Raw genomic sequence first — 25,016 nt, forward strand, 5'->3', positions numbered from 1 at the left:
TTCTTCTCGAAGACATCCCCCGGTCCGCGGAGCGGGCGGGCCGGTGCAATTGCGCCCGAGCATCCCTGCCCGGCTGGCCAAGCGGGGCTTCTTCAGCCCTGCGCAGGATGACGGGCCGGGATGGCGACGGGGGCGATTGAGCGCCAGCGTCGGCGGAACACTCGATCTGCGAGCGGGCTCATCCCCTCTTCATTCCCGCCTTTCCTTCCTCCCCGCGCCGTTCCATGCCGGCTAGGCCGCAGCACGCTCGGCCCCCGCCACAACATCCTCGGCAAGCGACTTCTCGATCTCGGCCAGCTGCCGGCGCCTCTCGGACAGATCACCGGCAAAAGCAAAATCCCCACCTTCCCGCGAACGGTAGGATGCCAGTCGCCGCTCGGCCTCGGCGAGGCGATGACGATAGCGCGCCTGCTCGTCCTCGAACATAGCGAGGGCGTGCTCCACCCGGGCGACCGCTCCGAGCGGCGTCGTGGTCACCGGCAGCTCGATTTCGGTTTCCGCCCCGGTGCGGAGGAGCATGGTGGCGTAGCGGTAGCCATCCTGGCCGAAGCGCTCGCCCGAATACTCCAGCTCGAATTCGCCGATCGAGGCGATGACAATCTCGCCCGCATGCTGGAGCTGCACGAGGGTCAGGATCTCCTTCATGAGCGCGCGGCCGGCGAGCTTGCGCTCAGTGAATGTCTCCTTCGCAACGTCCATGCGGAAGGCCTCGCCGGCCGTCGGGATGAGACGCTCGATGTCCTTGCTAATCTCGCCGATGCGTCGGCTGGAATACTCGATGTCGCGCTCGGCATCGCGGATTTGCCGGCGGATCGCGAACTGGTCGTCCTGGTGCGCGGCCCTGAGGCGTTCGAGACGGCTAATGTCGGATTCGAGCCCCGCCTTCTGCATCAGGCGCGGATCGCCCGAGGCGATGGCCTTGGCCATGGCGAACTGGTTCGCCTGTCCCTCGCCGAGGTCCTCGAGCCGCCGGATCGACGTGTCGCCGGAGAGCGCGGCGGCAATGAAGCGGGCCTTGCGCTCGTTGTTCTGCCACATCTGGGCATCCATGGAACCTTCGGTGGCATAGGCGAAGATATCGACGACATCGTGCTGGTTGCCCTGCCGCAGGATGCGGCCCTCCCGTTGCTCGATCTGCGAGGGTAGCCATGGCACGTCGAGTGTGATGCAGCGCCTTCAGCCGGAGCTGGGCATTGACACCGGTGCCCATCGTGTCTGAGGAGCCGATCAGGAATCGCACCTTTCCTGCCCGAACATCGCCGAATAACCGCTGCTTGGCCTCGGACTTCTTGTATTCCTGCATGAAAGCGATTTCCGAGGGTGGAATGCCAAGGCGAACGAGTTGGTCGCGGATCCAGCGATAGGCCGAGAAACCGCGGCTCTTTTCGACGCTCAGCGTGCCGAGATCGGAGAAGATCATCTGCGCTGCGCCCGCCAGCTCGAAGGGCTTGCCGTCGGAGCGGACATAGGTGTTTTCCGCCGTCTCCTGCCAAATGCGATAGGCATTCGAGATGAGGTCGTTGAGCTTGTTCTCCGGCTCGTTGTCATTTTCGATGTCGACCAGACGCAGGTCGATCGCCGCATGGCGGCCGTCGGTGATGACGGAGAGCAGAATGTCGTCGCCGGGTTCCGGCGGACGGTCGCGCTCCTCGATCGCCTTGATGCGGGCGTCGAGCACGGTCTGGTAGCGCTTGAAAGCTGGAGACGGCTTGGACGTCCTTATTTGCCGCGCACCGGTCGAGAGTGCCGGAATTTTGACGTATTCGCGCAAATCCTCCGGCATCACCACATCCGCGAAGGAGCGGAACATGGCGATGAGCTCGGGCACGTTGACGAAAGTGGCGAAGCGCGTGACCGGCTTGTATTTGCCGGATGGCTGCAGCTCGAGCTCGGTCGTGACATCGCCGAAAGTCGATGCCCAGGCGTCGAACTCATGCAGGCCACGCTGCAGCAGCGCCTGATAGCCGAGATAGCGCTGCACCGAGAACATCTCGCCCAGCGTGTTGGTGATCGGCGTGCCCGAAGCGAGCACGAGCGCCCTTCCCGGGTTCTTCGTGTCGATGAAGCGGCACTTCACATAGAGATCCCAGGCGCGCTGCGAGCCGTTGGGATCGACGCCCTTGAGCGTCGACATATTGGTGGCGAAGCTGAGCTTCCGAAACTCCTGCGCCTCGTCGACGATGATCTGGTCGGCGCCGATTTCGGAGATGGTGAGCAGGTCGTCCTTGCTGGTCACCAAGGACTCCAGCCGTTCCTTGAGACCCTCCTTCAGCCGCTCGAGCCGCTTGCGCGAGACGCGATCGTCGCTCTCGACTTTTGTCAGCAGGGTCTCGTAGAGCTCCACCTCGTCCTGGATCATCTGCTGCTCAAAGGCGGACGGCACGCCGATGAAGCGGAAGGCGGAGTGGGTGATAATGATCGCATCCCAGGTCGCCGTCGCCGCGCGTGACAGAAAGCGGTGCCGCTTGTCCTTGGTGAAGTTGGTCTCATCGGCAACGAGGATGCGGGCGGTCGGATAGAGCGCCAGGAATTCGCGCGCCGCTTGCGCCAGGCAATGACCGGGCACGACCAGCATGGCCTTTGCGATCAAGCCGAGACGGCGCTGCTCCATGATAGCGGCCGCAATCGTCATAGTCTTGCCGGCGCCGACGGCATGGGCGAGATACGTCGAGCCCGCCGAAATGATGCGCCAGATGCCCCGCTTCTGGTGCCCATAAAGAGAAAAGGCGCCAGAGGCGCCCGGGAGTTGGAGATGGTCCCCGCTGAACTTTCGGGGGGCGATGTTGTTGAAGCGGTCGTTATAGACCCGCGCCAGGCGGTCGGTGCGATCGGGATCGGACCAGATCCAGTTCTGGAAAGCGGACTTGATCTTGGTCAGCTTCTCCTTGGCTGCCTCGGTATCGACGACGTTGAGCACGCGCTTCTCGCTGTCGCCCTCCTTGATCGTGTCGAAGATCTGCGGCACCCGGCTGTTGAGGGCATCAGCGATAAGCTCGCCGGCATGTCGGCGCTCGGTGCCCCATTCGGATGTGCCGGCCGCCATATATGCGAACTGCCTCGCCTCCACCGTCCACGACGCCAGTTCCGGCATGTGATGGATCCTGATCTCGGCGCCCATCGCCTCCCTGACGAAGGCGACGACATCGGCGGCCGGAATCCACGGTGCGCCGAGGCGCGCGGTAATGTCGGAGGGGCTGAGATCGGCGGGCTGGACCGCGACAAGGGCCCGGACATTGCGCTCCAAGGTGGGGTCGAGTGCTGCGGCCGCCTCGGCCGCCCTGAGCTTGTCGCGGACCTGGCCGGAAAGATAGGCGTCGGCTGTCTGCCAGGAGCCGGTTTCCGGGTCGCGGAAGATTGCGTCGCCCAAATCTTCAATGACCGTGTCGACACCGGCGTGCCGCAACTCGGCGATATGGTCTATATCGACATGGCCGCGCTCGTTGAGCACGACGGCGAGAGCGTCTGCGGCCGAGGTGATGATGGGTGCCGAGGGCGGAGCGATCACCCGTTCAGTGAAGATCGGACCGGGCTTGGCCGTATTCGTCTCGACGTCATAGTCCTCGATTGAGGCGACGAGCCAGCAATCCGGGTCGTCGAGGAAGGGCTGGAGGTTCGGCCGGCGATGGGTCTCCCGGACCTCGCTGGTTTCCGGGTCGTCCGTGGTGCAGACGATGGTCGTATTGATCGGGCCAAAGGCTCGAACGAAGTTCGACCAGGCGATGCGCAGCTTCACCTGTGCCGGCTTCCATGGCTTGTCGAATTCCTGAGCCTTCAGCACTTCCCGCACGGCATCGCGGATCGGGATCAGCTTGCGAATGATGCGGGCGTGTTTGTCGGGAATGCCCTCAGCGCTGCGCCCCTTGCGCACGACGATCGTCGTAGCCGCGCCGTCGACCATCTGCATCAGCGCAGTGTTCTTGCCGATGAAATAGCTACCCTCGCGAATAGAAGAACTGTCGGAAAGACTCTCCGCCGCGCCGTCGATCACGTAATCCGCGCCGCGATCGATCGTCTGCGGCTCGCCGTCATAGAGGGCTTCCGGAAGAAGGCAGATCGCGGCGGAAAGCGCCTGCTCGAGCTCGACACCTGGATGCGGCAGGCAGGTATAGGCCTCGCCAAAAGGTCCGGACGTGGTGGCGTGCACGCCGAGTACGAAATCGGGATGGCGTGCGAACCAGCGGTTCACACGGATCGTGCTGTCGTCACTCTCGGCGTGATCGACCTCGTCGACGTCGAGCCAGGAGACGTCGCCCTCGGCCTCGCCGGGCCTCCGCTTGCGGAAGAACAGGATGTCGACCACGACGTCGGTGCCGGCATCATCGCGAAAGCTGCCTTCGGGCAAGCGTATGGCGGCGATGAGATCGGCGGATTTGGCGATGTGCTCGCGCGCCGCGCTGTCCGCCTTGTCCATGGTGCCAGAACTGGTCACGAAGGCCGCGAGGCCGCCCTGCTTCAGCAGATCGATCGACCGGGCGATGAAATAGTCATGCAGGCGCAACCCCATTGACCGATAGGCCCGATCCGATCGCACGGTCCGATCCGAGAACGGCGGGTTGCCGATGGCGAGGTCAAACGAAGCCGGCACGTCGGCGCGGGCGAAGTCCGCGTTGATGATGCGCGCCCGCGGCTGCAGCAGACGAGCAATCCGTGCCGTGATGGGATCGAGCTCGACGCCGGTGACATGGGTCACGTCGCGCAGAGGCTCCGGGATGAGCGCGGGAAACAGCCCCGTGCCAATCCCCGGCTCCAACACCCTGCCCCCGCGCCAGCCAAGCCATTGCAGGCCGGACCAGACGACCCGGACGATGAATTCCGGCGTGAAGTGGGCGTATTGCGTGCAGCGCGCCAGCGAAGCGTAGTCCTGGCCCGAGACCGCCGCCTCGAGTTCAGCGCCGACATCTTCCCAGCCGGCACGGAAGCCGTCTTCGCCCGGACGCCGGAACACGCCATTGGCGAGTTCCGAGGCCCCGAATCCGGTGAACCTGATCAGCTTCGCCTGTTCCTCACGCGTTGCCGGACGATCGGCGGCCTCGATGGCCCCGGCGAGGTGGATGGCATCCAGATTGTCCCGGGCGCGCTGCTTCCAGCCTCTGGCTAGGCCACGGTCGCTTTCGAGAACGAAGTTCTCGCCTCGAGCTGCAGACACGTCTGCCCGATGGGATCCAGGGGCGGTCTGGGGAGCAGTCTGCGCCTGTGGCACCGCCAGACCGGCAGAGGCGGGCGGCGGATCGTCGTCGACATCGTCGACGACGAAATCGCTGCCGAAGGCGGTGACGCCAAGGCCGAGACCGGACGACAGCGCGGTGTTGCCGAAGAGATCGAGCGTGAAGGGGTCGTCGTTGGACATTGGGATTTCTCCTTGAGCGAAGGCGCGCGCCATCTCCCGGCCCGATGGGCGGGCCAGCGATCGGCGGCGCAGGTTTTGGGAAGGGGTCAGCGGCTGATCAGCGAGAGCGCGATCTCGGTCTCGGTGAGTTCAACGTTGAGATGGGTGGCCCGGAAGTTGCGGTCGAAGAGCGGGATCAGCCGCTCGGCCTCGATGAATTCGATGCCGTCATCGCCGCCGAAATGCCGGCGCTTGTAGTCCCACCAGCCGGGATTGCCGGTCGGGTGGCATTGCTCCGAATAGACCACCAGGGCGCGGGCGCCCTCGGGGAGCTTGCCGTTGGACATGATGTAGACGCCCTGGTCCCCGACAAGCCAGACGCCGGGCTTTTCGCCCTCGCCGGGCCGCGTCCCGTAATAGGGGTTGCGAAACCCGCCATTGGCGGCGGCATCGGAATTGCCGCGTTCGATCACCTTGCGGACCGCGAGAATGGGAAAAGTGAACATCGCCCGCACCTCACGCCGCCGCCTTGATGGGCAGGTGCCTCAGATGCACCGGGAGCTTCGCCGCGATCTCCTCGTCGGTCAGATCATCGAGCAGCTTGAGCTCGGTGTGCCCCCCGCCATAGACGAGGACGCTGCGCTTGCCGCGGTGCGCATGCAGGAAGCGCTCGCCGGCGTAGCCGCGATATTCATCATGGGTGGCGCTCCAGATATGCTCCAGGCGCTCTTCATGCGTCATCGCCGTCACCGGCCGGGATTCACGCTCGACGATGGCGTCGCGCATCCCGACTGCAGAACGGGCTTGCGCCAGATCGCAATAGGCGTGGAAGTAGCGCATTTTGCCGTCGATGCGCAGCGTGTAGAAGACGCTGGTGATGCTGCCGGTGAGGAATTCGCCGAGCGCGAACATTTCCCCTCGCATCCAGAGCGGCGGCAGGATGTCGAGCATGTAGTCGTGTTCGGACCTGCCGATCTCGAACCATTCGCCGGCGAACAGCGCACTTTCGTCGTTCTGCCAGCGATCGGGCCGTTGAGCATGGCGGTCGAACAGGCGCAACATCTGCCGGCGGTCGGCGATGTCTTGGTAAATCTTGCGGAAGGGAGGGACGGGGTTCATGGCGGGCTCCTTGGCCTCTTGCGGGGCTGGAGCGCGGTTCATCCTCTCGACGTCACCATCATCTTCAGCCCTTACGGACCCCTCCCCGCGGCCGCCTCTCCGTCCGGTCGGGTCAAGGGCCGGCGTCAGCCGGGCGAAGCTTTACCCTTGAGGCGACCGGCGGGCATGCGGCAGCCGGATTTTTATTTTCTTCTCGCCTCCTCATTTCCCTCTCCAATTTGCTCGCACGCAGCGGCTCTCATGCATGGATGCGACCAACAGCCGTCATTGCACTCATGTTGCTTGGCACAACCACGGCCAAGGCCGTCGAGCTGGAATCTCCCGACAGGGTCGATCCACTCTTTGACTGTTTGACGCCCGTGCTCGATGCGGACACGCCGGAAAGAGCAAAACTGCTCCGGGTTCAGTACGAGGGCGACGCTCTCGTCAGAGAGTTGCGCCAACCTATGTGTCCCAACTCGCCGGCCTGTTCTGGGATCAGCAGGAAGGCGCCGACAGCGGGCCGGTCCTGCGCTTGACCGGCGACGATCCGGTCGAAACGCGCAGGCTCTCGATCTGCGGCAAGCCGCTGACGGTCGCGTTTATTGCCGGCCAGATGCACTCGAGGAGCTTCAAAAGCTTCACGCGGACAACCTCGAATGGTTCCGCGGCAGGTTCCCTGGGCTACAGGGGACTATGCGGATGAACGCACGGGCGAGATCGTGCTGGATATCTACACTCCGGGAGCCGAGGGCACTGACGTCGAGGCACTGCGGCAGGATGCCGAGTCCCGGCTGGGCGCTCGGCTGCGGGTCCACATGACGACGGCAAAACCGATTTTGAACCCCAGGAATGCTCCCCAGTAGTGTTGTCAGCGCTGCTGCGCGGTTCTTGGTTTCAGCATCGCGTTCCAGTCCTCGGCCGCCGGCCTCAACCGCTCGAACTCGCACGAGAGCTCGAAGGCAAGCTCGCGCAGGCGAGCGACGAAGACCTCGCCCTGAGGATTGGCATCGGTGGCCGCGACAAGCCGTGCCTCCGGCCGCTCTGCCACCAGGCGAATGGCCGCGTCAGTCGCTGGCGACCAGCCGCCGCCGGTGCTGACATAAAGCGTATCTGGTCTGTTTGCCTCGATCGCGGCAAGGCTCATGGCGTCGATGGCGGCTTCGGTCACGCAGACGCGGCCGGCGTCTGCCGGACCGAGCCGAAACAGCACCTTGCTGCCGCCCGTCGCAAAGCCGCGCCATTCCGGGCCGCGTTCCTCCCAACCGGTGACAGCTCCCGCCGCATCTATGTGTGCCGCCCACATGCTGCCATGCGGGCCTTCGCGCAGGACGCCGGCAGCGATCGCGGCGCGGAGGATGCGTTCGGGAAGGTGACGGTCGTCACGCAGATAGCGCCAGGTTGCCGATCCACGCCATGGCTTGCGCCGGGCTCGCCAGCGCTCGGGAAGGGAAAGATCCGGCTCGCGTTCCCGGGGCTGCCGCGTCCAAGCGGGCTCCGAGGGCACGAAGCCGACCAAGGATGCGACCTGGACGAATGCTTCCGGGAAATCGCAACCGTCCAGATGCTGGATCAGCGAATAGACATCGCCCTTGGCGTCCGAAAGCGGATCGAACCAGCCCCTGCCGTCATGGATGACGATGATGATTGCGTCCCCGCGGCGATATTTCATCGCCCTGCGCGTGCTCTCCTTGAGATCGAGCGCAAACCCGCAATGCTCCAGTACGGCGCCGCAGGGCACTTTTTCTTTCAGCTCTTCCAGTTCTGCTTTTTCCATATTCGCCTGCACGTCCCCTGACGCGCTCCTTCCTATCGGATTCCCGCCCCAAGCTTATGGGCATGAAACCGGATGCCGCGAAGAGCAAGGCGGGCAAGGGCGCGGCCGGCAACCCTGCCGGGTTTCCGGAACTGCAGGCCGCGGCGCAGCTTCCCTTGCCGGCCGCAGCGCGCAAGCGGCAACACCACCGGCCATCAGGTACCGCCGCGCTCTTCCTCGGCCCGTCTGTGTTCGACCCATCGCCGGATCGCGGTAAACATGGACCCCGTCCTCTTCGCACGACAGCCCCAGTGCGCGTCAGGGATGGCTGCCCGAACGGGTGAAGACCCCTTTGGGGCTTCAGCTCCGCCAACAGCCCGGCCCGCAGGGCGACGCCAATCACGAAGTTCGGGTTTTGGTTCAAAATGCGAGCGCCGCCTGTGCAGATGCTTTGCGCGGCTGCGAAACCACGAACGTGCCGGCAGGCAACGGCCGAAGCAGCTCTTCTTCCAAGCAGGTCCGGTCGAGCCAAGCCATTCGCTGATCGCGCCGCAGCACCGCCATCTGCCGGTCGTGGAAGGGCGCCACGTCGTCGTTCGCCTCGATCGTCAGGATTGCATAAGCCTCAGGCCAGTCCCGTGTCGCCGGGCGCCAGACTCCAGCGAAATAGAACCAGTCGCCGTCGGCGAGCGAGAAGTTATAGGCCTTGCCCCTGCTCCGGTGCCGGAACTCGGATGCCGGAACGAGGCAACGGTGACTGGGAAACGTCCTGCCCTCAGCGCGCACGACGGTGAAGGGCCTGCCTCCAACTTCGCTGGGCTGAAGGCCCCAAGGCAGCTCTGCCATCTCAACATCGCCGCCGTAGCGCCTTATGATGACGCGGCGTTCGTCGAGCGATGCGTCGGAATCGAAAACCTTCGCGCTCATGGTCACGCGAACATAACAGGAACACGATCGCGGTGCAATGTGATCGGACGGAGGACCGATGTGCAATGATTATCGATTGACGGTGGATGTCGCTTCGATCGTGGAGGACTTCGCCGACCTGAAGATCAAGATCCGTTTCGCAGAAGGTGCGCCGAACATCGAGGCGCGCGAGGACATCAAGATCACGGACGTGGCGCCGATCATCAGGACTATCGAGGGCGTCCGAGGCGAAGGCGACATGGTGCAACGGCGCTGGAGCTGGCCCGGACCGAACAAGCGGCCCGTCTATAATTTCCGTTCAGAGGGCCGGGAGTTCTCGTCGAACCGGTGCCTCATCGTGGCGGACGGCTTCTACGAGTTCACCGATCCGATAGACCCCAAGAAGAAGCGAAAAGACAAGTGGCTTTTCACAAAGAAGGACGAGCAAATCTTCTGCATTGCTGGAATCTGGCGTGACACGCCGGAGGTCGGCGAAGCCTTCACCATGCTGACGATGGAGCCTGGGCCCGATATCGCGCCCTATCATGACAGGCAGATTGTTATCCTCGATCGCAGCGCGTGGGCGGATTGGCTAGACCCTTCGGTGTCGGCGAAGTCGCTGATCAAGGCCCTACCACCCGGCACACTGCAGGTAGAGCAAGTCGGGTGACTTGAAACGAAACGGCGCCCGATGTCGATCAGGGATGGGGCGGGGAGCGCACCACCTGCCGGGCTGGCTTGTCCTGACGCTCGCCTTGGTACGAGACCTGGCGCAGGAGATTGTCTTCCGTCCAGGTGAGATAGGTGACCTCGACCACCACTTCAGGCCTGACCCAATGCACGCGCGACAGCTCAAGCGGCGAGCCGAACCGGCTCTCGCGCGGCGGCGGAACGTCGAGGGGCATTCGAGCTGCCTGAAGTGGCCCAAGCCGGCGAGCCAATCGCTTGAGCTCTGCAACCGTGATGCCCGTGCCGGCGCGGCCCGCATACAGCAGACGACCATCATCGGTGTAGTAGCCTAGGAGCAGCGAGCCGATGTGCGGCCGGCTTCCAGTCGGATCCGTCCAGCCGACGACGATGAATTCCTCTCTGTTGAGACACTTTGACTTGACCCATAGGCCGCGATTGCCGGATGCATAGGCGCTGTCGATCCGCTTTGAGATAGCGCCCTCGAGTGCAAGCCGGCAGGCGTGCTTGCGGAACGCAGGCCCGTCGCCGATCACGTGATCGCTGAAGCGCAGGCCGGGCATGTCGGTCGAAAACAGGCCTTCCAGTCGCGCCTTGCGGTCGATGAGCGGCAGCTTCGCAATGCTTTCTCCGTTCAGGAACAGAAGATCGAAAGCAAAGAAGACAAGATCGCCCGTGCGGCCCTCGTCCATAGCGGCCTGCAGGCGGCTGAAGGAGGTGACGCCGTCTGCCCGAACGGCGCACAGCTCCCCGTCCACATATGCCTCTTTCACCGGGAGCGCGCGGAGGGCCGCTATCGTCGCTTGATAGCGATGCGACCAATCGAGGCCGGTGCGGGTGAGCAAGCGGATGTCGCTGCCGTCGATCCGCGCGTGCATGCGGTATCCGTCGTACTTGATTTCGTGAAGCCAATCGGGGCCGTTGGGCGCTTCGTCGACCAGGCGCGTCAGCTGGGGCTCGATCCATTTCGGCGGATGCGTCTTATTCGGCTTTGTGGGATTCACCGTCTTCCGTGCCAATTGAGATAGAGCGTGATCATGCGGGCCAGACTACCATATGGCGACGGTATAGAACGTCGGGAATGTTGCGACCTTTCTCGCGCAAATGGGCGACGGCGCGTCGAGCGCTGATCTAGCTAGGCCGCGTAGATGCCGGATCGCCCGGACGCCGCTGCAACTGGGCGAGCGGTGCTCCTGGCGTTAGGCGCGTCTATGCAGGTGCGCCGTCGATTGCGCCGGAACACCTTCGCTGTGCCTGCAATCAGGGAACTGATTGCATCCGTGAAACACCGTCCCGTTCCTGTTGCGCTTCTCGACCATTTGGCCCACCAGACAAACGGGGCATTGACGCAAGGCAGCGCCTTCGATCGTCTCATAGCGCACCTCATCCCCGGCTATCTCGCAAAGTTCCCGGATATAGCGGGACGGCTGGCGGCTGTTGGTGATGAGATATACGCCCCGGCTGGCGCGCGTGAGCGCGACGTAGAACAGGCGTCGTTCTTCAGCATAGGCGAAGGTTTCAGGCTGGGGAATGACCAGGTTAAGCAGTTCATCGTCCTCGATGCGGCTCGGCACGCCATAATCGCCTTCACTCACATCAAGCAGAACCGTGTATTCCGCCTCAAGCCCTTTGGCCCGGTGAAAGGACTGGCCCGAAACCTCGATGTTGGCAAAGGAGGGTGGGATCCCGCCGAACGGATCGAGCAGATTGTACCGCCATAGAACCAGCACTTTGAGTTTGGAGTCTGGTTCGCTGCGCCACTGCTCGGCGATGCTCCCCAGGGCGATGTCGAGCCGTTCGAGAAGACGATGGCAAGCCTGGGCGAATTCGGGCCTGCCGCGTTCTTCATCAATGGGAATGACCCGAATCGACCGCGGAATGGCAGGCCGTGTCGAACGAACCGATTTCGTGATCTGTTCGGGATTACGCTGGACGAATGTCGCGGCCGTCTCGGCAATGAGCTGATTGCAGCGATAGGTCTGTTCCAGTCGTCCCTGCCAGCTTGCCCCGAAATTGGCCTCGAACTGCGTGAAGATCGTGATGTCCGATCCGGCAAAGCGATAGATCGACTGCCAGTCGTCTCCGACTGCGAACACTTTGCTGAAAGCCTTCTGCTGCTTGAGCGCCTTGATGAGATTGGCGCGCGGCTCGGAGATGTCCTGAAACTCGTCGACAAGGATTAGGGAATAGGGACTCTGATACCGCCCGGTCTCGACCAGCCGAACCGCGTCGGCAATCATCGAATCGAAGTCGATCCGCCTGGTCTCTTCGAGTCTTTGCGAATAGCCCTGCGTGATCATCCACACGACGCGGGCATAGAGCTTCGCGCGCTCCTTGTCGTGCAGAGTCTTGGCTCGTTCGAGCAGCATATCGAGCGTTAGATGGCTGGCGCGAATATGCTTGATGCAGGTGGATATGAGCTTGTGATAGTGCTTGATCACTACAGGCTCGACCGCCTTCGTGATCTCGGCATAGCTCTTGCGCTGGAAGTGAACCGCGCGCCGCGCCAGTTCTGCGTCGAGTGTGCTGAGCAGGGTCTCGTCGCTGGCCTGGGCTGAAGTCGTCTCGAAGAAATCGATCTCTTTGCGGCGATAGGCCTGACGTTTTCTCTCGGCGTGCTGGACATAATCCGCAAAGGGTGAGGTCCCATCGGCGTTGAGCGCGAAATGCTCATGCACCGTGTCAGTCAGCGGATAGTAGAAATCGGGATGCAGATGGCGAACCGTGCCGTCATCCTCCTCAACCGCAAGCTGCCGCTCGTATTCGAATGCGACGGAATGCAGCCACAGCCAGTTGACGATCTTCTGCTCTTGCAGCGATTTGACGATGACGCCGGCAAGCGAGCCGATCGTGGCTTCGCCCTTCCTGAGCCGATCCGAGACATAGCGACGGTAGTCAGCCTCCGTGTCGAAAACCTCGGCCGGGATGTCCGCCTTGGGATGCACCACGAGCAGGTCGCTCCACAATCGAGCGAATTCCGGATCGGTCTCGACTAGCTGCCGGATGATTTCTTCGATGACTCTTGCTTCGCCAGCGGGATGATCGACCCAGTTGGCAAGCTGGGGCGGACGTCCTTCGACCTCCTTAATGATGCCCCGTCCAAGCGCGTGAAACGTCGTGACGCGGCACTCCAGCGCGCTTTCCTCGATCTGTAGCTGTCGTGCGATCCTGGTCCTGAGTTCATCTGCTGCGCTCTTATTGAAGGCCAGAAGCAGGATCTCATCGGGCCGGTAGAGCTGCCTTTCCAGGACATAGGCCACCTTGCCGACCATGGTCGCGGATTTGCCCGACCCGGCCGAGGCGACGAGCAGATTGTTGTCCTCCAGGCGGATACATGCCTCGCGTTGCTGATCGGAAAAGGAACGCCCGTCGAGATCGTCGAAAAATGGCTGGAATTTGCGCAGCTCCGCGGCAACGAACGCTTCATTATAGGCGTGGCGAACGCCCGGGTCGGTCAGCATGGCGAACGAAGCCGGCAGGGACGCCTTGAGCCCGGCCGGCATCAATTGTGGATCCAGAAGCGGGTGAGAAAGTGCGGCAGCGGCGCTGCCGGGCACGCTGGCGATGGCCCGCCCGAGATCGGCCTGCGCGAGATACTGTCTATTGCCCTCGGTGATCGCCCGAAGCCTGGTATCGACATCGAGCAAATGATCCGTCTCTGTGCCGATGAGGTCGAAGAGATGGGTGTTGATGAACGCATGAAGGTCTGCGGCCAGTTGCTCGGACGCTTCCCCCGACAGACTCGACAGATTGTCCGTTCTGCCGCGTGCGCGGATCTCGACGGTATGCCACAGCAGCGCCTTGCTGGTCGAAACCGACACGATATCGAGGCAGCTGAGATCAACATCGCCACCCTGGCTCAGCCGAATGCGCCCGGACAGCTTGGGGTCCAGGGTCAGCTTCCATTTTCCGGAAGGAAACATCCGCGCAAGGAAACCAGGGCGGTATGTGCGCGCACGGCCAGATAGCAATTTGCTCAGTGCCACATTCGATATGTCCAGTAAATCAAGGCTCCCAAGGAGCTGATTATCATCAACATATTGAGATGTTCCAAATCATCGCGGGCAACAGCAATGAAAGTTCGCGGAGACGCTGTCGCGGCCACAGTTCTGTCCCGAGATCTCGGGTCATCCTAGCATACGCCAGTCAGTGAGCTGCTTCGATCGTGTGTCAGAACATCGTCAGGCTGCGGTCCTACACGTCATATTGGTTGTGAGTTGATAGACGCCGCTTGGAGGTGAGCAAGTGGTTCGAGATTGTTCACAAGCCCTTGCGAGCTCCAGTGTGTTATGCATGGTAAGGTGGCGGCTGAACGAGATAACCGCCGAGCAGGTGGGCGCCGGGACCACTCTCGAGGTTTACATCGCCGTTCCGCCGGCGCTGGGGTGGAACGGGCTCCCGGTCAACGGTCGCCGGCCTCGAGGCAGGGCTCATCGAGATGATCCGACCGCCTTGGAACAAGATGGGGGTAGAGGCATGATGAAGCGTTGGCAGCGTGTCTCCATGGACGCGAGCGCCGAGGATGGGATCACGATCATTCGCATCACGCGCGGCCGCAAGGGCGACGCCATGGCTACCGTGGAATCGTTGGAGTGGTTTGAGCCGGACGGTCACAAATACACCGGCTACGCCGCGGCTCAGGAAACGGGGCGGCGTCCAGCGGTGGAGGTGCTCGCCGACTTTAAAAAGGTGCGGGCAGTCGTTGCGCTTGAGAGCGACGACATTTGGGATCCGGCATGGGGTGACCTGCTGCCCATCGGCCGTTAACAGTGCCCGACAATAGTGTGCACAACATGCTGCTGAAGTGGCCGTCCGGAAGCGCTACCGGAAATCCCGCGTCTTCACCTTGATGCGGTCGATGTGCTCGTAGGGATCGACGATATCGCGCGTGTTCGGCATGCCGCGCGGATCGATGCCCGATCCGCCATGATGGGGCCCGTGCGGCAACGGAAACGGCGTCTCGCGGTTTCCCACGCTGGCCAGCTCGGCCGACAGATCGGTCAGCTCGTGGGCGACGAGATGCACCACCTCCCCTTCTCGCTGGATACGACCGCGTACGCCGAGCATGGCCGACGAGAGAAGCACGCGACGGAATTTCTCGAACACCTTGACCCAGACAACGACGTTGGCGGCGCCCGTCTCATCCTCCATGGTGAGGAACATGACGCCTTTGGCCGAGCCCGGCCGTTGCCGGACCAGCACCAGGCCGGCGGCCTCGAGCCACCGTCTGTCTCGCGCCTGCATGGCCTCCTCACAGGTCACGATTCGGCGCCGGCGTAGATCGGCACGCAGAAACGACATCATCCCGGTTGACTCTTAGCCAAGACGAGAACAAATGTAGAACATATCACAGGCTTTCCGCGTTTCAAGGGTCAGATGAGTGTATCGGCGCCCCCTGCTGCCATTTCCGAGCTTCGAGAACGCATTGCGCGTCTCGAAGGTGGAAATGCGCGCGCCCGCACGGTGTTGCCGTTCGGGGTAGCCGCGATTGACAGGGTTCTTCCAGGAGGCGGATTGGCTTTTGGCGGTCTGCACGAGGTCGCGGGTGGTGGAAATGGCGCCGTCGATGGCGCAGCCGCGGCACTCTTCGCTGCCGGTATTGCCGCGCGCACGGTGGGCAAGGTGCTGTGGTGCGTTACCCGGCCCGATCTGTTCGCGCCTGCGATCGAACAGGCCGGCCTGCCTCCGGGGAGAGTCATCTATGTCGAGGCCGGCGACGAAAAATCCGTTCTCGCCTGTTTCGAAGAGGGTCTTCGCGGAGGTTTTGGCGCTGTCGTTGCCGAGATTGCCCGGCTTTCGATGACGGCGTCGCGGCGGCTTCAGCTCGCCGCCGAAAGCTCGGGCGCTATCGGCATCGCTATCCGACGCTGGCGGCGCCAGACGGAGGCCACGGATTTTGGCCAGCCGACAGCCGCCGAAACTCGGTGGCGGGTGTCGGTCTTGCCGTCGACGCCATTGCCGGTGCCGGGCGTCGGACGCGCCCGCTGGCATGTCGAGCTGATCCGATGCCGGGCCGGGGAGAGTGCAGATTTCATAGTGGAGGCTTGCGATGCCAAGGGTCGTATCGCTCTTCCTTCCGATGTGGCCAACAGACCGCTTCAGAAGGAAATCGGGCGACGCCGCGCCTCCGCCTGAGACGCCGCTCGTCCTGGTCGGCCGTGATGGTCGTCGCCGTGTCGTGCTCGCCGCTGACGCGGCAGCCCATGCAGCCGGCCTGCGCATCGGCATGCCGGGGAGCAAGGCGCAGGCCTTGGTTCCGGGCCTGATTGTTCATGACGCAGAACCGGAAGCAGATGTCGACGCGCTCGAGCGGTTGGCGCTGTGGGCGCTGCGCCGCTATGCGCCGATCGTCGCCGCCGATCCGCCGGATGGCATCGTCATCGATACGACCGGCGCCGATCATCTTCATGGCGGCGAGGCGGCAATGCTTGGCGAGATGGTGCAACGGCTCGCCGCTGCCCGCATCACGGCCTGGGCGGCGGTCGCCGATAGCTGGGGGGCTGCGCATGCGTTGGCGCGCTTCGGCGGGCGAACGACCATCGTCGTCTCATCCATCGAGACAGCGCAGGCAATCCCGCCTTTGCCGATCGCTGCACTTCGTCTTCCCGCCAGCACGGTCGATAGCCTGAGGCGACTCGGCTTCGAGACAATTGCGGACCTGGCCGGCACACCGCGCGCATCGCTCGCCTTGCGTTTTGGACCGGAACCCGGCCGACGCCTCGACCAGGCGTTCGGACGTGTGAGTGAACCGATCGAGCCGATACGGCCGGAGGAAATTGTCGAGGTGCGCCGCAATTTTGCCGAACCTATTGGCGCGGCCGAGACGATCGCCCGTTATACCGGCAAGCTGGTGGCCGAACTTTGCGCCGTACTCGAGACGCGAGGGCAGGGCGCGCGCCGGCTCGACCTTCTGTTCTTCCGTGTCGACAACCGCGTCGAGGCGATCCGTGTCGGTACAGCAACGCCGGTTCGCGACGTGAAGCGCTTGACTCGGCTCCTTACCGATAAAATCGAGACCATCGATCCGGGGTTCGGCATTGAGCAGACGCGGCTTGCCGCGACGGCGGCCGAACCACTGCACGCAAAACAGACAATCTCTTCGCTTGCCGAGATGCCGGAGCCCGACGTCTCGGATGTCATCGACATCCTCGCCAACCGTGTCGGCGAGGACCGCCTCTATCGCTTCGCTCCGGTGCAGAGCGACGTTCCCGAACGGTCGGTTCAACGCATTGCCCCAATGGCGCCTGATACCGGCGAGGGCTGGCCCAGCTATTGGCCGCGCCCAACTCGGCTTTTGCCACGACCCGAGCCGATCGAGACGGTAGCACTTCTTCCCGACCATCCGCCCGTGACCTTTACCTGGCGCGGCGTCCGCCGGCGCGTGAAACGGGCGGACGGCCCTGAACGCGTCTTCGGGGAATGGTGGAAACGCGATGCTGAGCTCGCGGCGGTGCGGGATTACTTCCAGGTCGAGGACGAGACCGGCGAGCGTTACTGGGTTTATCGCGCCGGCGACGGCGAAGATGGCGCGACCGGATCGCACAAATGGTTCATGCACGGAATCTTCGGATGACTGGCTTCGCTCGATATGCCGAATTGCAGGTGACCTCGCATTTCTCCTTCCTGCGTGGAGCGAGCAGCTGCGAAGAGCTGTTCGCGCAGGCGGCGCTCCTCGGTATTGAAGCGCTCGCCGTCGTCGATCGCAATTCGCTTGCCGGCATCGTGCGTGCCCATGAAGCGGCGAAGACGACAGGGGTACGGCTGATCGTCGGCTGCCGTCTCGATCTCGCCGACGGCATGTCGTTGCTGGTCTACCCAACCGACCGCCCGGCTTACTCGCGGCTTTGCCGATTGCTGTCGCTCGGCAAGGGCCGCGCCGGCAAGGCGAAGTGCCATCTCGAGTGGGACGACGTCGTCGCCTATGGCGAAGGACTGATCGCGGTTCTGGTGCCGGACGATGCCGATGATCTTTGCGCCGTTCGTTTGCGGCGGCTGCGCGACGCCTTCGCCGATCGCACCTATCTGGCGCTCACCTTGCGCAGACGCCCGAACGACCAGGTCCGGCTTTACGAGCTGGCAAACCTGGCGGCAGCGATGCGCGTGCCCACCGTCGTCACCAATGACGTGCTCTTCCACGAGCCGGCCCGCCGCATGATGCAGGATGTCGTCACCTGCATTCGTCACAACATCACCATCGATGACGCCGGGTTCCGGCGCGAACGTCATGCCGATCGCTACCTCAAACCGGGCGACGAGATGGCGCGGCTGTTCAGCCGATATCCTGAGGCCCTGACGCGCACGGTCGAAATCGCCGAGCACTGCCGATTCTCCCTCATGAGCTCGCCTACCAATACCCCGAGGAAAAGACGATGCCGGACCTCACCGCGCAGCAGGCGCTCGAAAAGCTTACCTGGGAAGGTGCGGCCCGCCGTTACCCCGAGGGCTTGCCCGACAAGGTGGTTGGCATCCTGAAGCACGAGCTGCGGCTGATCGAGACGCTCAAATACGCGCCGTACTTTCTGACAGTGAACTCGATCGTCCGCTTCGCCCGCAGCCAGGACATCCTCTGCCAGGGGCGCGGCTCGGCCGCCAATTCAGCCGTCTGCTATGTGCTGGGCATCACTTCAATCGATCCCGAACGCAACAACCTCCTGTTCGAGAGGTTCGTTTCGTCACACTCGACCTGGCGACGATCCCGGCCGAAGATCCACGCACCTATGCGATGATCAGAAAGGCCGACACGCTCGGCGTCTTCCAGATCGAATCCCGCGCGCAGATGTCGATGCTGCCGCGCATGAAGCCCCGGACCTTCTACGACCTGGTCATCGAGGTCGCGATCGTCCGGCCGGGACCGATCCAGGGCGACATGGTCCATCCCTATCTTCGCCGGCGCGACGGGACGGAGGCGGTGACGTTTCCGACGCCGGAGCTCGAGCGCGTTCTCGGCAAGACGCTCGGCGTGCCGCTGTTTCAGGAGCAGGCAATGCAGGTCTCCATGGTCTGCGCCGGCTTTACCGCCGGCGAGGCCGACCAGTTGCGGCGCGCCATGGCCACATTCAAGCACACCGGCGGCGTCTCGAAATTCCGCGACAAGCTGATCAACGGCATGATCGCAAACGGCTACACGCCGGAGTTTGCCGAAAGGACCTTTTCGCAACTCGAAGGGTTTGGCAGCTACGGTTTTCCCGAAAGCCACGCCGCTTCCTTCGCGCTGATCGCCTCGTCCTGGATGAAATGCTGGCATCCCGATGTCTTCTGTGCGGCGCTGTTGAATTCGCAACCGATGGGTTTTTATCTGCCGGCCCAGATTGTGCGCGACGCACGCGATCATGGGGTCGAAGTGCGCCCGGTCTGCGTCAATGCCAGCCGCTGGGATTGCACGTTGGAGTCGACCGATGACGAAGATCGCTTCGCCGTCCGGCTCGGCCTGCGCATGGTAAAAGGTCTCGCCAATGATGATGCGGCCGCGATCATCGCGGCGCGGGCCGACGAGCCATTTCTCTCCGTCGACGATCTGTGGCGCCGCGCCCGCGTGCCGGCGGCTTCGCTGGTCCAGCTCGCCGAGGCCGACGCATTTCTATCGGATCTGAACCTTGCCCGCCGCGACGCTCTCTGGGCGATCAAGGCGTTGCGCGACGAACCTTTGCCCCTGTTTGCGGCCGCTACGTCCCGTGAACAGAAAACGGTGACGGAGATCCACGAGCCTGTCATTGCGCTTAAGCCCATGACGGCCGGCCGCGAGGTTGTCGAGGATTATGGCCATGTCGGGCTGACCTTGCGCAGCCATCCGGTGTCGTGCCCCTGCGGAAGGAGGCATTCGATGCTCGGGCCATATCCTTCAATGCGAGAATGCGAATTCCAAGTTTGGGCTACCTTGCCTTTGTCCGAAACATGTCGCATATTTCGGACATGCCCATCGTTGAGCCCGATACCGATCTTCGCTCGCGCCTGCTTGCCCGCATTGAGTCCAAAGCCGACGAGGTCTGGACCCCCGGCGACTTCGCCGATCTCGGCGCGCGCGCCGCCGTGGACAAAACCCTGCAGCGCCTGGCAGCCGCCGGGGAGCTGCGCCGGATCGACCGAGGCCTCTATGACCGGCCGCGCACGAACAACCTGACTGGCCGCGCCACCGTGCCGGATTATCGCGCTGTGATCCGCGCCGTCACGCGCCGCGATCGGGCGCGCGCCGTCATCGATGGTATGACCGCCGCCAACGAGCTCGGCCTGACGACCGCCGTCCCCGCCCGGATAGAAGTGCTGGTCGATGCGCGGTTGAAGCCAATCAAGCTCGGCACGCAGGAAATCCACTTCAAATACGCTGCCCCTAGCCGCCTCTATTGGGCGGATCGGCCGGGGATGCGGGTCGTCCAGGCCTTGCATTGGATGCAGGACATGCTGACCCAGAAGGGCGAACGGAAGCGTATCCAGGCGACGTTGCGCCGTCTGTTTGCCGACCCCAAGCACGGCGAGGCCATTCGCGAGGATCTGCGCGCCGGTCTCTCCGCTGTGCCGATCTGGATGCAGGAGTTCCTCCGCGAAATCCTGAGGGCGGACCCGCACGAGGCGAAGCCATGAGCACCGATGCTTACCGGCAGGTCATCGCGGCATCCCCACGTGACCGGCTCGACCTGTTCCTCGCCACGGCCAACCGGATCGGAGCTCCGGTGGGCAATGTCGAAAAGGATTTCTGGGTCTGCTGGACCCTCAATTCGCTCTACCACGAACGGCCTGCGGGGGAGCCACGGCTGCTTTTCAAGGGCGGGACGTCGCTGTCAAAAGGCTATGGCCTCATCCAGCGTTTTTCCGAGGACATCGGTGCGCCGTGACGGCGCGGGAGGGTAGTATGACATAGTTAGAACCCCTCCTAGCTTTGCTGATTTTCGACCGACGGCTGCAATGCCGTCCCTTTCGTGGGAACAACGAAAGGAAGGGGACCGAAAAGCTGGACCGGGTGTCGCCGGTTCGGTGCCATAAGCAGATCGGTCTGAACTGTACCGGACGGAAGCCATCACTACCGGGCCGGGCTACCGCAGTGCTCATGGTGAGACAACGAAGTGCGTGACTGAAGCCTCTGAATATCCGAGAAGTTTCCCAACCGTGATGGCGGGGGAGACAAACAGAGCGATCAGACATGGCAGGGCTCAATGTTCCCTGCTGAGGTGTGCGAGAAATACGCACTCGGGGTGGGCGAGTTCCTTCAACCCACTCTCCGTATCGCCAGGGGTATAGCGCACCACCTACAGGCACGAAGGTTGAAAATCGGAACACGGGAACCTGAACCGTCTGCCCGGCAGGAACCGGGCTAGCCGCGACGACCGGAGACGGGCGTGTTCAGGGGCGGAGCCTCCGTAGTAGTCCGAGTCCAGGAAAGCTGGGCACATGGCGAAGGGAGGCAGGAAGACGATCGGTTGGCATGACGGAGGAGTGATCTGTGGACATGGATCATCAGGCTGATGAAGCTTGGGTACTCGGCGTTCAGCGCAAACTGTATCAGTGGAGTAAGGCGAATCCCGACGAACAGTGGCGGGACATGTGGGGCTGGCTGACAGACTCCCGCATGCTTCGTCACGCTTGGCGTCGCGTGTCCACCAATAAGGGCGGGCGCACGGCCGGGGTCGACGGGATGACCGTAGGACGCATCCGGAAGAGAGGAGAGCTACGCTTTCTCGACAGGCTTCAGGCTGAACTGCGCTCTTGCGCGTACAGACCGAGCCCGGCGAGGCGCAAGCTCATCCCCAAAGCCGGTAAACCGGGGCAGTTCCGGCCCCTGGGCATTCCCACGGTCAAGGACCGCGTCGTACAAAGCGCGGTCAAAACACTTCTGGAGCCAATCTTCGAGGCGCAGTTCTGGCATGTTTCCTATGGGTTCAGGCCCGGACGGAGCACGCACGGCGCCTTGGAGCATATCCGACGGGCTGCTCAGTCGCATAAACGCGGCGGGGATACCCGGAGGCACGGGATGCCATATCCGTGGGTCATCGAGGGAGACATCAAGGGCTGCTTTGACAACATCAACCATCACTATCTGATGGAACGGCTACGCAAACGCGTCGCCGACCAGCGGGTGGTACGGTTGGTCGGGCAGTTCCTGAAAGCCGGCGTGCTGGCGGAGGAGCAGTTCTTCCGCACGGAAGCCGGAACCCCGCAAGGTGGGATCATATCACCGCTGCTCGCCAACATTGCGCTCAGCGCGATTGAGGAGAGATATAAACGGTGGGTGCATCCTGATCTGACGGGGAGGTCTTCACGACAATCGATACTCTCGGCGGCATCGGGTAGACGTATGTGGGATCGCAAAGCAGGGCACTGCGTGTGCTTCCCTGTGCGCTATGCAGACGACTTCGTGGTGCTGGTTTCCGGCACGCAGGAACAGGCCATCGAGGAGAAATCCGCGCTGGCAAAATACCTGCGGGAAACAACGGGCCTTGAGTTGTCACCGGAAAAGACGAAGATCACCGCAATGACGGACGGGTTCGAGTTCCTCGGATTCCGCTTCGTCATGGAATGGGACGGGCGCTACGGATATTGTGCACGCGTACAAATCCCCAAGGCCAAGTCCCTCGATCTCCGTCACAAAGTCAAGGAGTGCACTGGGCGTGACAGCGCGAGAGGCACCCTTGGTGCAAAGCTTCAGGAGCTTAATCCCATCCTGCGCGGATGGGCGAATTACTTCCGCTTTTGCTACGGAGCCAGCAACGTGTTTACCAGCCTCGACTGGTACACCGGGGATCGGCTCTGGCGCTGGCAACGGAAAGTTCGCCCAAACGCCAACGCGAGCGAAATCGCAAAAGGCCGACAGCGTAGCAGTCGCCGTCCGACGGTGAGACTGTGGCGCGATGGGTCCGTCGAGCAATATATGCTCGCATGGACTCTCGTCTGCCGGTTTCGTCTGGCGTGGATGGGAACGCCAAACTTCGCCACGTCTTCTGGCGAGCCGGATGCATAACGAAAGGTGCACGTCCGGTTCTGCGAGGGGTGGTGAGAAACGGACCGCTGCAAGGCGGCACCGCGCTCGCCACCTACTCTACGTGCGCCGTGACGGCGCGGGAGGGTAGTATGACATAGTTAGAACCCCTCCTAGCTTTGCTGATTTTCGACCGACGGCTGCAATGCCGTCCCTTTCGTGGGAACAACGAAAGGAAGGGGACCGAAAAGCTGGACCGGGTGTCGCCGGTTCGGTGCCATAAGCAGATCGGTCTGAACTGTACCGGACGGAAGCCATCACTACCGGGCCGGGCTACCGCAGTGCTCATGGTGAGACAACGAAGTGCGTGACTGAAGCCTCTGAATATCCGAGAAGTTTCCCAACCGTGATGGCGGGGGAGACAAACAGAGCGATCAGACATGGCAGGGCTCAATGTTCCCTGCTGAGGGGTGCGAGAAATACGCACTCGGGGTGGGCGAGTTCCTTCAACCCACTCTCCGTATCGCCAGGGGTATAGCGCACCACCTACAGGCACGAAGGTTGAAAATCGGAACACGGGAACCTGAACCGTCTGCCCGGCAGGAACCGGGCTAGCCGCGACGACCGGAGACGGGCGTGTTCAGGGGCGGAGCCTCCGTAGTAGTCCGAGTCCAGGAAAGCTGGGCACATGGCGAAGGGAGGCAGGAAGACGATCGGTTGGCATGACGGAGGAGTGATCTGTGGACATGGATCATCAGGCTGATGAAGCTTGGGTACTCGGCGTTCAGCGCAAACTGTATCAGTGGAGTAAGGCGAATCCCGACGAACAGTGGCGGGACATGTGGGGCTGGCTGACAGACTCCCGCATGCTTCGTCACGCTTGGCGTCGCGTGTCCACCAATAAGGGCGGGCGCACGGCCGGGGTCGACGGGATGACCGTAGGACGCATCCGGAAGAGAGGAGAGCTACGCTTTCTCGACAGGCTTCAGGCTGAACTGCGCTCTTGCGCGTACAGACCGAGCCCGGCGAGGCGCAAGCTCATCCCCAAAGCCGGTAAACCGGGGCAGTTCCGGCCCCTGGGCATTCCCACGGTCAAGGACCGCGTCGTACAAAGCGCGGTCAAAACACTTCTGGAGCCAATCTTCGAGGCGCAGTTCTGGCATGTTTCCTATGGGTTCAGGCCCGGACGGAGCACGCACGGCGCCTTGGAGCATATCCGACGGGCTGCTCAGTCGCATAAACGCGGCGGGGATACCCGGAGGCACGGGATGCCATATCCGTGGGTCATCGAGGGAGACATCAAGGGCTGCTTTGACAACATCAACCATCACTATCTGATGGAACGGCTACGCAAACGCGTCGCCGACCAGCGGGTGGTACGGTTGGTCGGGCAGTTCCTGAAAGCCGGCGTGCTGGCGGAGGAGCAGTTCTTCCGCACGGAAGCCGGAACCCCGCAAGGTGGGATCATATCACCGCTGCTCGCCAACATTGCGCTCAGCGCGATTGAGGAGAGATATAAACGGTGGGTGCATCCTGATCTGACGGGGAGGTCTTCACGACAATCGATACTCTCGGCGGCATCGGGTAGACGTATGTGGGATCGCAAAGCAGGGCACTGCGTGTGCTTCCCTGTGCGCTATGCAGACGACTTCGTGGTGCTGGTTTCCGGCACGCAGGAACAGGCCATCGAGGAGAAATCCGCGCTGGCAAAATACCTGCGGGAAACAACGGGCCTTGAGTTGTCACCGGAAAAGACGAAGATCACCGCAATGACGGACGGGTTCGAGTTCCTCGGATTCCGCTTCGTCATGGAATGGGACGGGCGCTACGGATATTGTGCACGCGTACAAATCCCCAAGGCCAAGTCCCTCGATCTCCGTCACAAAGTCAAGGAGTGCACTGGGCGTGACAGCGCGAGAGGCACCCTTGGTGCAAAGCTTCAGGAGCTTAATCCCATCCTGCGCGGATGGGCGAATTACTTCCGCTTTTGCTACGGAGCCAGCAACGTGTTTACCAGCCTCGACTGGTACACCGGGGATCGGCTCTGGCGCTGGCAACGGAAAGTTCGCCCAAACGCCAACGCGAGCGAAATCGCAAAAGGCCGACAGCGTAGCAGTCGCCGTCCGACGGTGAGACTGTGGCGCGATGGGTCCGTCGAGCAATATATGCTCGCATGGACTCTCGTCTGCCGGTTTCGTCTGGCGTGGATGGGAACGCCAAACTTCGCCACGTCTTCTGGCGAGCCGGATGCATAACGAAAGGTGCACGTCCGGTTCTGCGAGGGGTGGTGAGAAACGGACCGCTGCAAGGCGGCACCGCGCTCGCCACCTACTCTACAC

The 25,016-nt window shown here is 62.7% G+C and carries 14 protein-coding genes and 4 pseudogenes; 9 read left to right on the plus strand and 9 right to left on the minus strand.

All coding sequences use genetic code 11. The features are described from left to right. Window positions 1-231: 231 nt before the first annotated feature. From EOD29_RS24155 to EOD29_RS24175, 6 genes and pseudogenes are all read right to left on the minus strand, one after another. A pseudogene (locus tag EOD29_RS24155) lies at window positions 232-5,347 on the minus strand (N-6 DNA methylase). 86 nt (window positions 5,348-5,433) lie between these two features. After that, the gene (locus EOD29_RS24160; RefSeq protein ID WP_127248121.1) at window positions 5,434-5,832 is read right to left on the minus strand and encodes a DUF3085 domain-containing protein; all 399 of its coding nucleotides are present in this window, start codon (window positions 5,830-5,832) and stop codon (window positions 5,434-5,436) included. Between the two features lie 10 nt (window positions 5,833-5,842). Continuing rightward, on the minus strand, window positions 5,843-6,445 hold the full coding sequence (locus EOD29_RS24165; RefSeq protein ID WP_127248122.1) for a DUF1419 domain-containing protein: 603 nt from the start codon (window positions 6,443-6,445) through the stop codon (window positions 5,843-5,845). A 477-nt stretch (window positions 6,446-6,922) separates the two neighbouring features. Then, window positions 6,923-7,069, minus strand: a complete 147-nt coding sequence (locus tag EOD29_RS36035; RefSeq protein ID WP_164763822.1) for a hypothetical protein — start codon at window positions 7,067-7,069, stop codon at window positions 6,923-6,925. A 226-nt stretch (window positions 7,070-7,295) separates the two neighbouring features. Further along, window positions 7,296-8,201 (minus strand): DUF3991 and toprim domain-containing protein, encoded by a 906-nt coding sequence (locus EOD29_RS24170; RefSeq protein WP_127248123.1) that lies wholly within the window; start codon window positions 8,199-8,201, stop codon window positions 7,296-7,298. 399 nt (window positions 8,202-8,600) lie between these two features. Further along, a complete protein-coding gene (locus EOD29_RS24175; protein WP_127248124.1) occupies window positions 8,601-9,107 on the minus strand; it encodes an SOS response-associated peptidase in 507 nt (168 codons plus the stop codon). A gap of 58 nt (window positions 9,108-9,165) precedes the next feature. On the opposite strand from EOD29_RS24175, the gene EOD29_RS24180 reads away from it, so the two are divergent. After that, window positions 9,166-9,756, plus strand: a complete 591-nt coding sequence (locus tag EOD29_RS24180; protein WP_127248125.1) for an SOS response-associated peptidase — start codon at window positions 9,166-9,168, stop codon at window positions 9,754-9,756. A gap of 28 nt (window positions 9,757-9,784) precedes the next feature. Here the strand turns inward: EOD29_RS24180 and ligD are convergent, their stop codons facing one another. Both ligD and EOD29_RS24190 read right to left on the minus strand, forming a co-directional pair. Further along, complete coding sequence (ligD, locus tag EOD29_RS24185) at window positions 9,785-10,792, minus strand: non-homologous end-joining DNA ligase (RefSeq protein ID WP_127248126.1); 1,008 nt, start codon at window positions 10,790-10,792, stop codon at window positions 9,785-9,787. Between the two features lie 180 nt (window positions 10,793-10,972). Beyond that, window positions 10,973-13,759, minus strand: a complete 2,787-nt coding sequence (locus EOD29_RS24190) for a UvrD-helicase domain-containing protein (protein ID WP_245475400.1) — start codon at window positions 13,757-13,759, stop codon at window positions 10,973-10,975. 490 nt (window positions 13,760-14,249) lie between these two features. Between EOD29_RS24190 and EOD29_RS24195 the strand changes: the two genes are divergently transcribed. Further along, window positions 14,250-14,540, plus strand: a complete 291-nt coding sequence (locus tag EOD29_RS24195; RefSeq protein WP_127248127.1) for a hypothetical protein — start codon at window positions 14,250-14,252, stop codon at window positions 14,538-14,540. Window positions 14,541-14,594: 54 nt separating this feature from the next. Here EOD29_RS24195 and EOD29_RS24200 read toward each other — a convergent pair. Beyond that, window positions 14,595-15,074, minus strand: a pseudogene (locus EOD29_RS24200) (OB-fold nucleic acid binding domain-containing protein); the annotation flags it as partial. A gap of 75 nt (window positions 15,075-15,149) precedes the next feature. Here EOD29_RS24200 and EOD29_RS37230 point away from each other — a divergent pair. The 7 genes and pseudogenes from EOD29_RS37230 (at window position 15,150) to ltrA (EOD29_RS24235) (ending at window position 24,932) form a co-directional block, all read left to right on the plus strand. Continuing rightward, window positions 15,150-15,908 carry an ImuA family protein gene (locus EOD29_RS37230; RefSeq protein ID WP_127248129.1) on the plus strand — a complete coding sequence of 253 codons (759 nt, stop codon included), beginning with the start codon at window positions 15,150-15,152 and terminating at the stop codon, window positions 15,906-15,908. Beyond that, entirely contained in the window at window positions 15,823-17,346 is a 1,524-nt protein-coding gene (locus EOD29_RS24210) for a DNA polymerase Y family protein (protein WP_127248130.1), read from the plus strand. The genes EOD29_RS37230 and EOD29_RS24210 overlap by 86 nt, the downstream gene beginning before the upstream one ends. Continuing rightward, window positions 17,343-19,569, plus strand: a pseudogene (locus EOD29_RS24215) (PHP domain-containing protein); the annotation flags it as partial. The gene EOD29_RS24210 and the pseudogene EOD29_RS24215, both read left to right, overlap by 4 nt. Before the next feature lie 113 nt (window positions 19,570-19,682). Next, window positions 19,683-20,348 carry a DUF6088 family protein gene (locus EOD29_RS24220; RefSeq protein WP_127248131.1) on the plus strand — a complete coding sequence of 222 codons (666 nt, stop codon included), beginning with the start codon at window positions 19,683-19,685 and terminating at the stop codon, window positions 20,346-20,348. Continuing rightward, window positions 20,345-20,587 (plus strand): annotated as a pseudogene (locus EOD29_RS24225) (nucleotidyl transferase AbiEii/AbiGii toxin family protein); the annotation flags it as partial. The gene EOD29_RS24220 and the pseudogene EOD29_RS24225, both read left to right, overlap by 4 nt. Window positions 20,588-21,210: 623 nt before the next feature. Beyond that, window positions 21,211-22,719, plus strand: coding sequence for a group II intron reverse transcriptase/maturase (gene ltrA / locus EOD29_RS24230; RefSeq protein WP_245475414.1), 1,509 nt, complete (start codon window positions 21,211-21,213; stop codon window positions 22,717-22,719). Window positions 22,720-23,423: 704 nt separating this feature from the next. Next, on the plus strand, window positions 23,424-24,932 hold the full coding sequence (gene ltrA / locus EOD29_RS24235) for a group II intron reverse transcriptase/maturase (protein ID WP_245475414.1): 1,509 nt from the start codon (window positions 23,424-23,426) through the stop codon (window positions 24,930-24,932). Window positions 24,933-25,016: the final 84 nt, after the last annotated feature.

This window comes from Mesorhizobium sp. M1A.T.Ca.IN.004.03.1.1 (genome assembly GCF_003997555.1).
Classification (GTDB): Bacteria; Pseudomonadota; Alphaproteobacteria; order Rhizobiales; family Rhizobiaceae; genus Mesorhizobium.

Coding starts and splice junctions, on each gene's coding strand:
- EOD29_RS24160 (WP_127248121.1), bottom strand. CDS start 5,832: ATGTTCACTTTTCCCATTCTCGCGGTCCGCAAGGTGATCGAACGCGGC.
- EOD29_RS24165 (WP_127248122.1), bottom strand. CDS start 6,445: ATGAACCCCGTCCCTCCCTTCCGCAAGATTTACCAAGACATCGCCGAC.
- EOD29_RS24170 (WP_127248123.1), bottom strand. CDS start 8,201: ATGGAAAAAGCAGAACTGGAAGAGCTGAAAGAAAAAGTGCCCTGCGGC.
- EOD29_RS24175 (WP_127248124.1), bottom strand. CDS start 9,107: ATGAGCGCGAAGGTTTTCGATTCCGACGCATCGCTCGACGAACGCCGC.
- EOD29_RS24180 (WP_127248125.1), top strand. CDS start 9,166: ATGTGCAATGATTATCGATTGACGGTGGATGTCGCTTCGATCGTGGAG.
- EOD29_RS24195 (WP_127248127.1), top strand. CDS start 14,250: ATGATGAAGCGTTGGCAGCGTGTCTCCATGGACGCGAGCGCCGAGGAT.
- EOD29_RS37230 (WP_127248129.1), top strand. CDS start 15,150: ATGAGTGTATCGGCGCCCCCTGCTGCCATTTCCGAGCTTCGAGAACGC.
- EOD29_RS24210 (WP_127248130.1), top strand. CDS start 15,823: ATGCCAAGGGTCGTATCGCTCTTCCTTCCGATGTGGCCAACAGACCGC.
- EOD29_RS24220 (WP_127248131.1), top strand. CDS start 19,683: ATGCCCATCGTTGAGCCCGATACCGATCTTCGCTCGCGCCTGCTTGCC.
- ltrA (WP_245475414.1), top strand. CDS start 21,211: ATGGATCATCAGGCTGATGAAGCTTGGGTACTCGGCGTTCAGCGCAAA.
- ltrA (WP_245475414.1), top strand. CDS start 23,424: ATGGATCATCAGGCTGATGAAGCTTGGGTACTCGGCGTTCAGCGCAAA.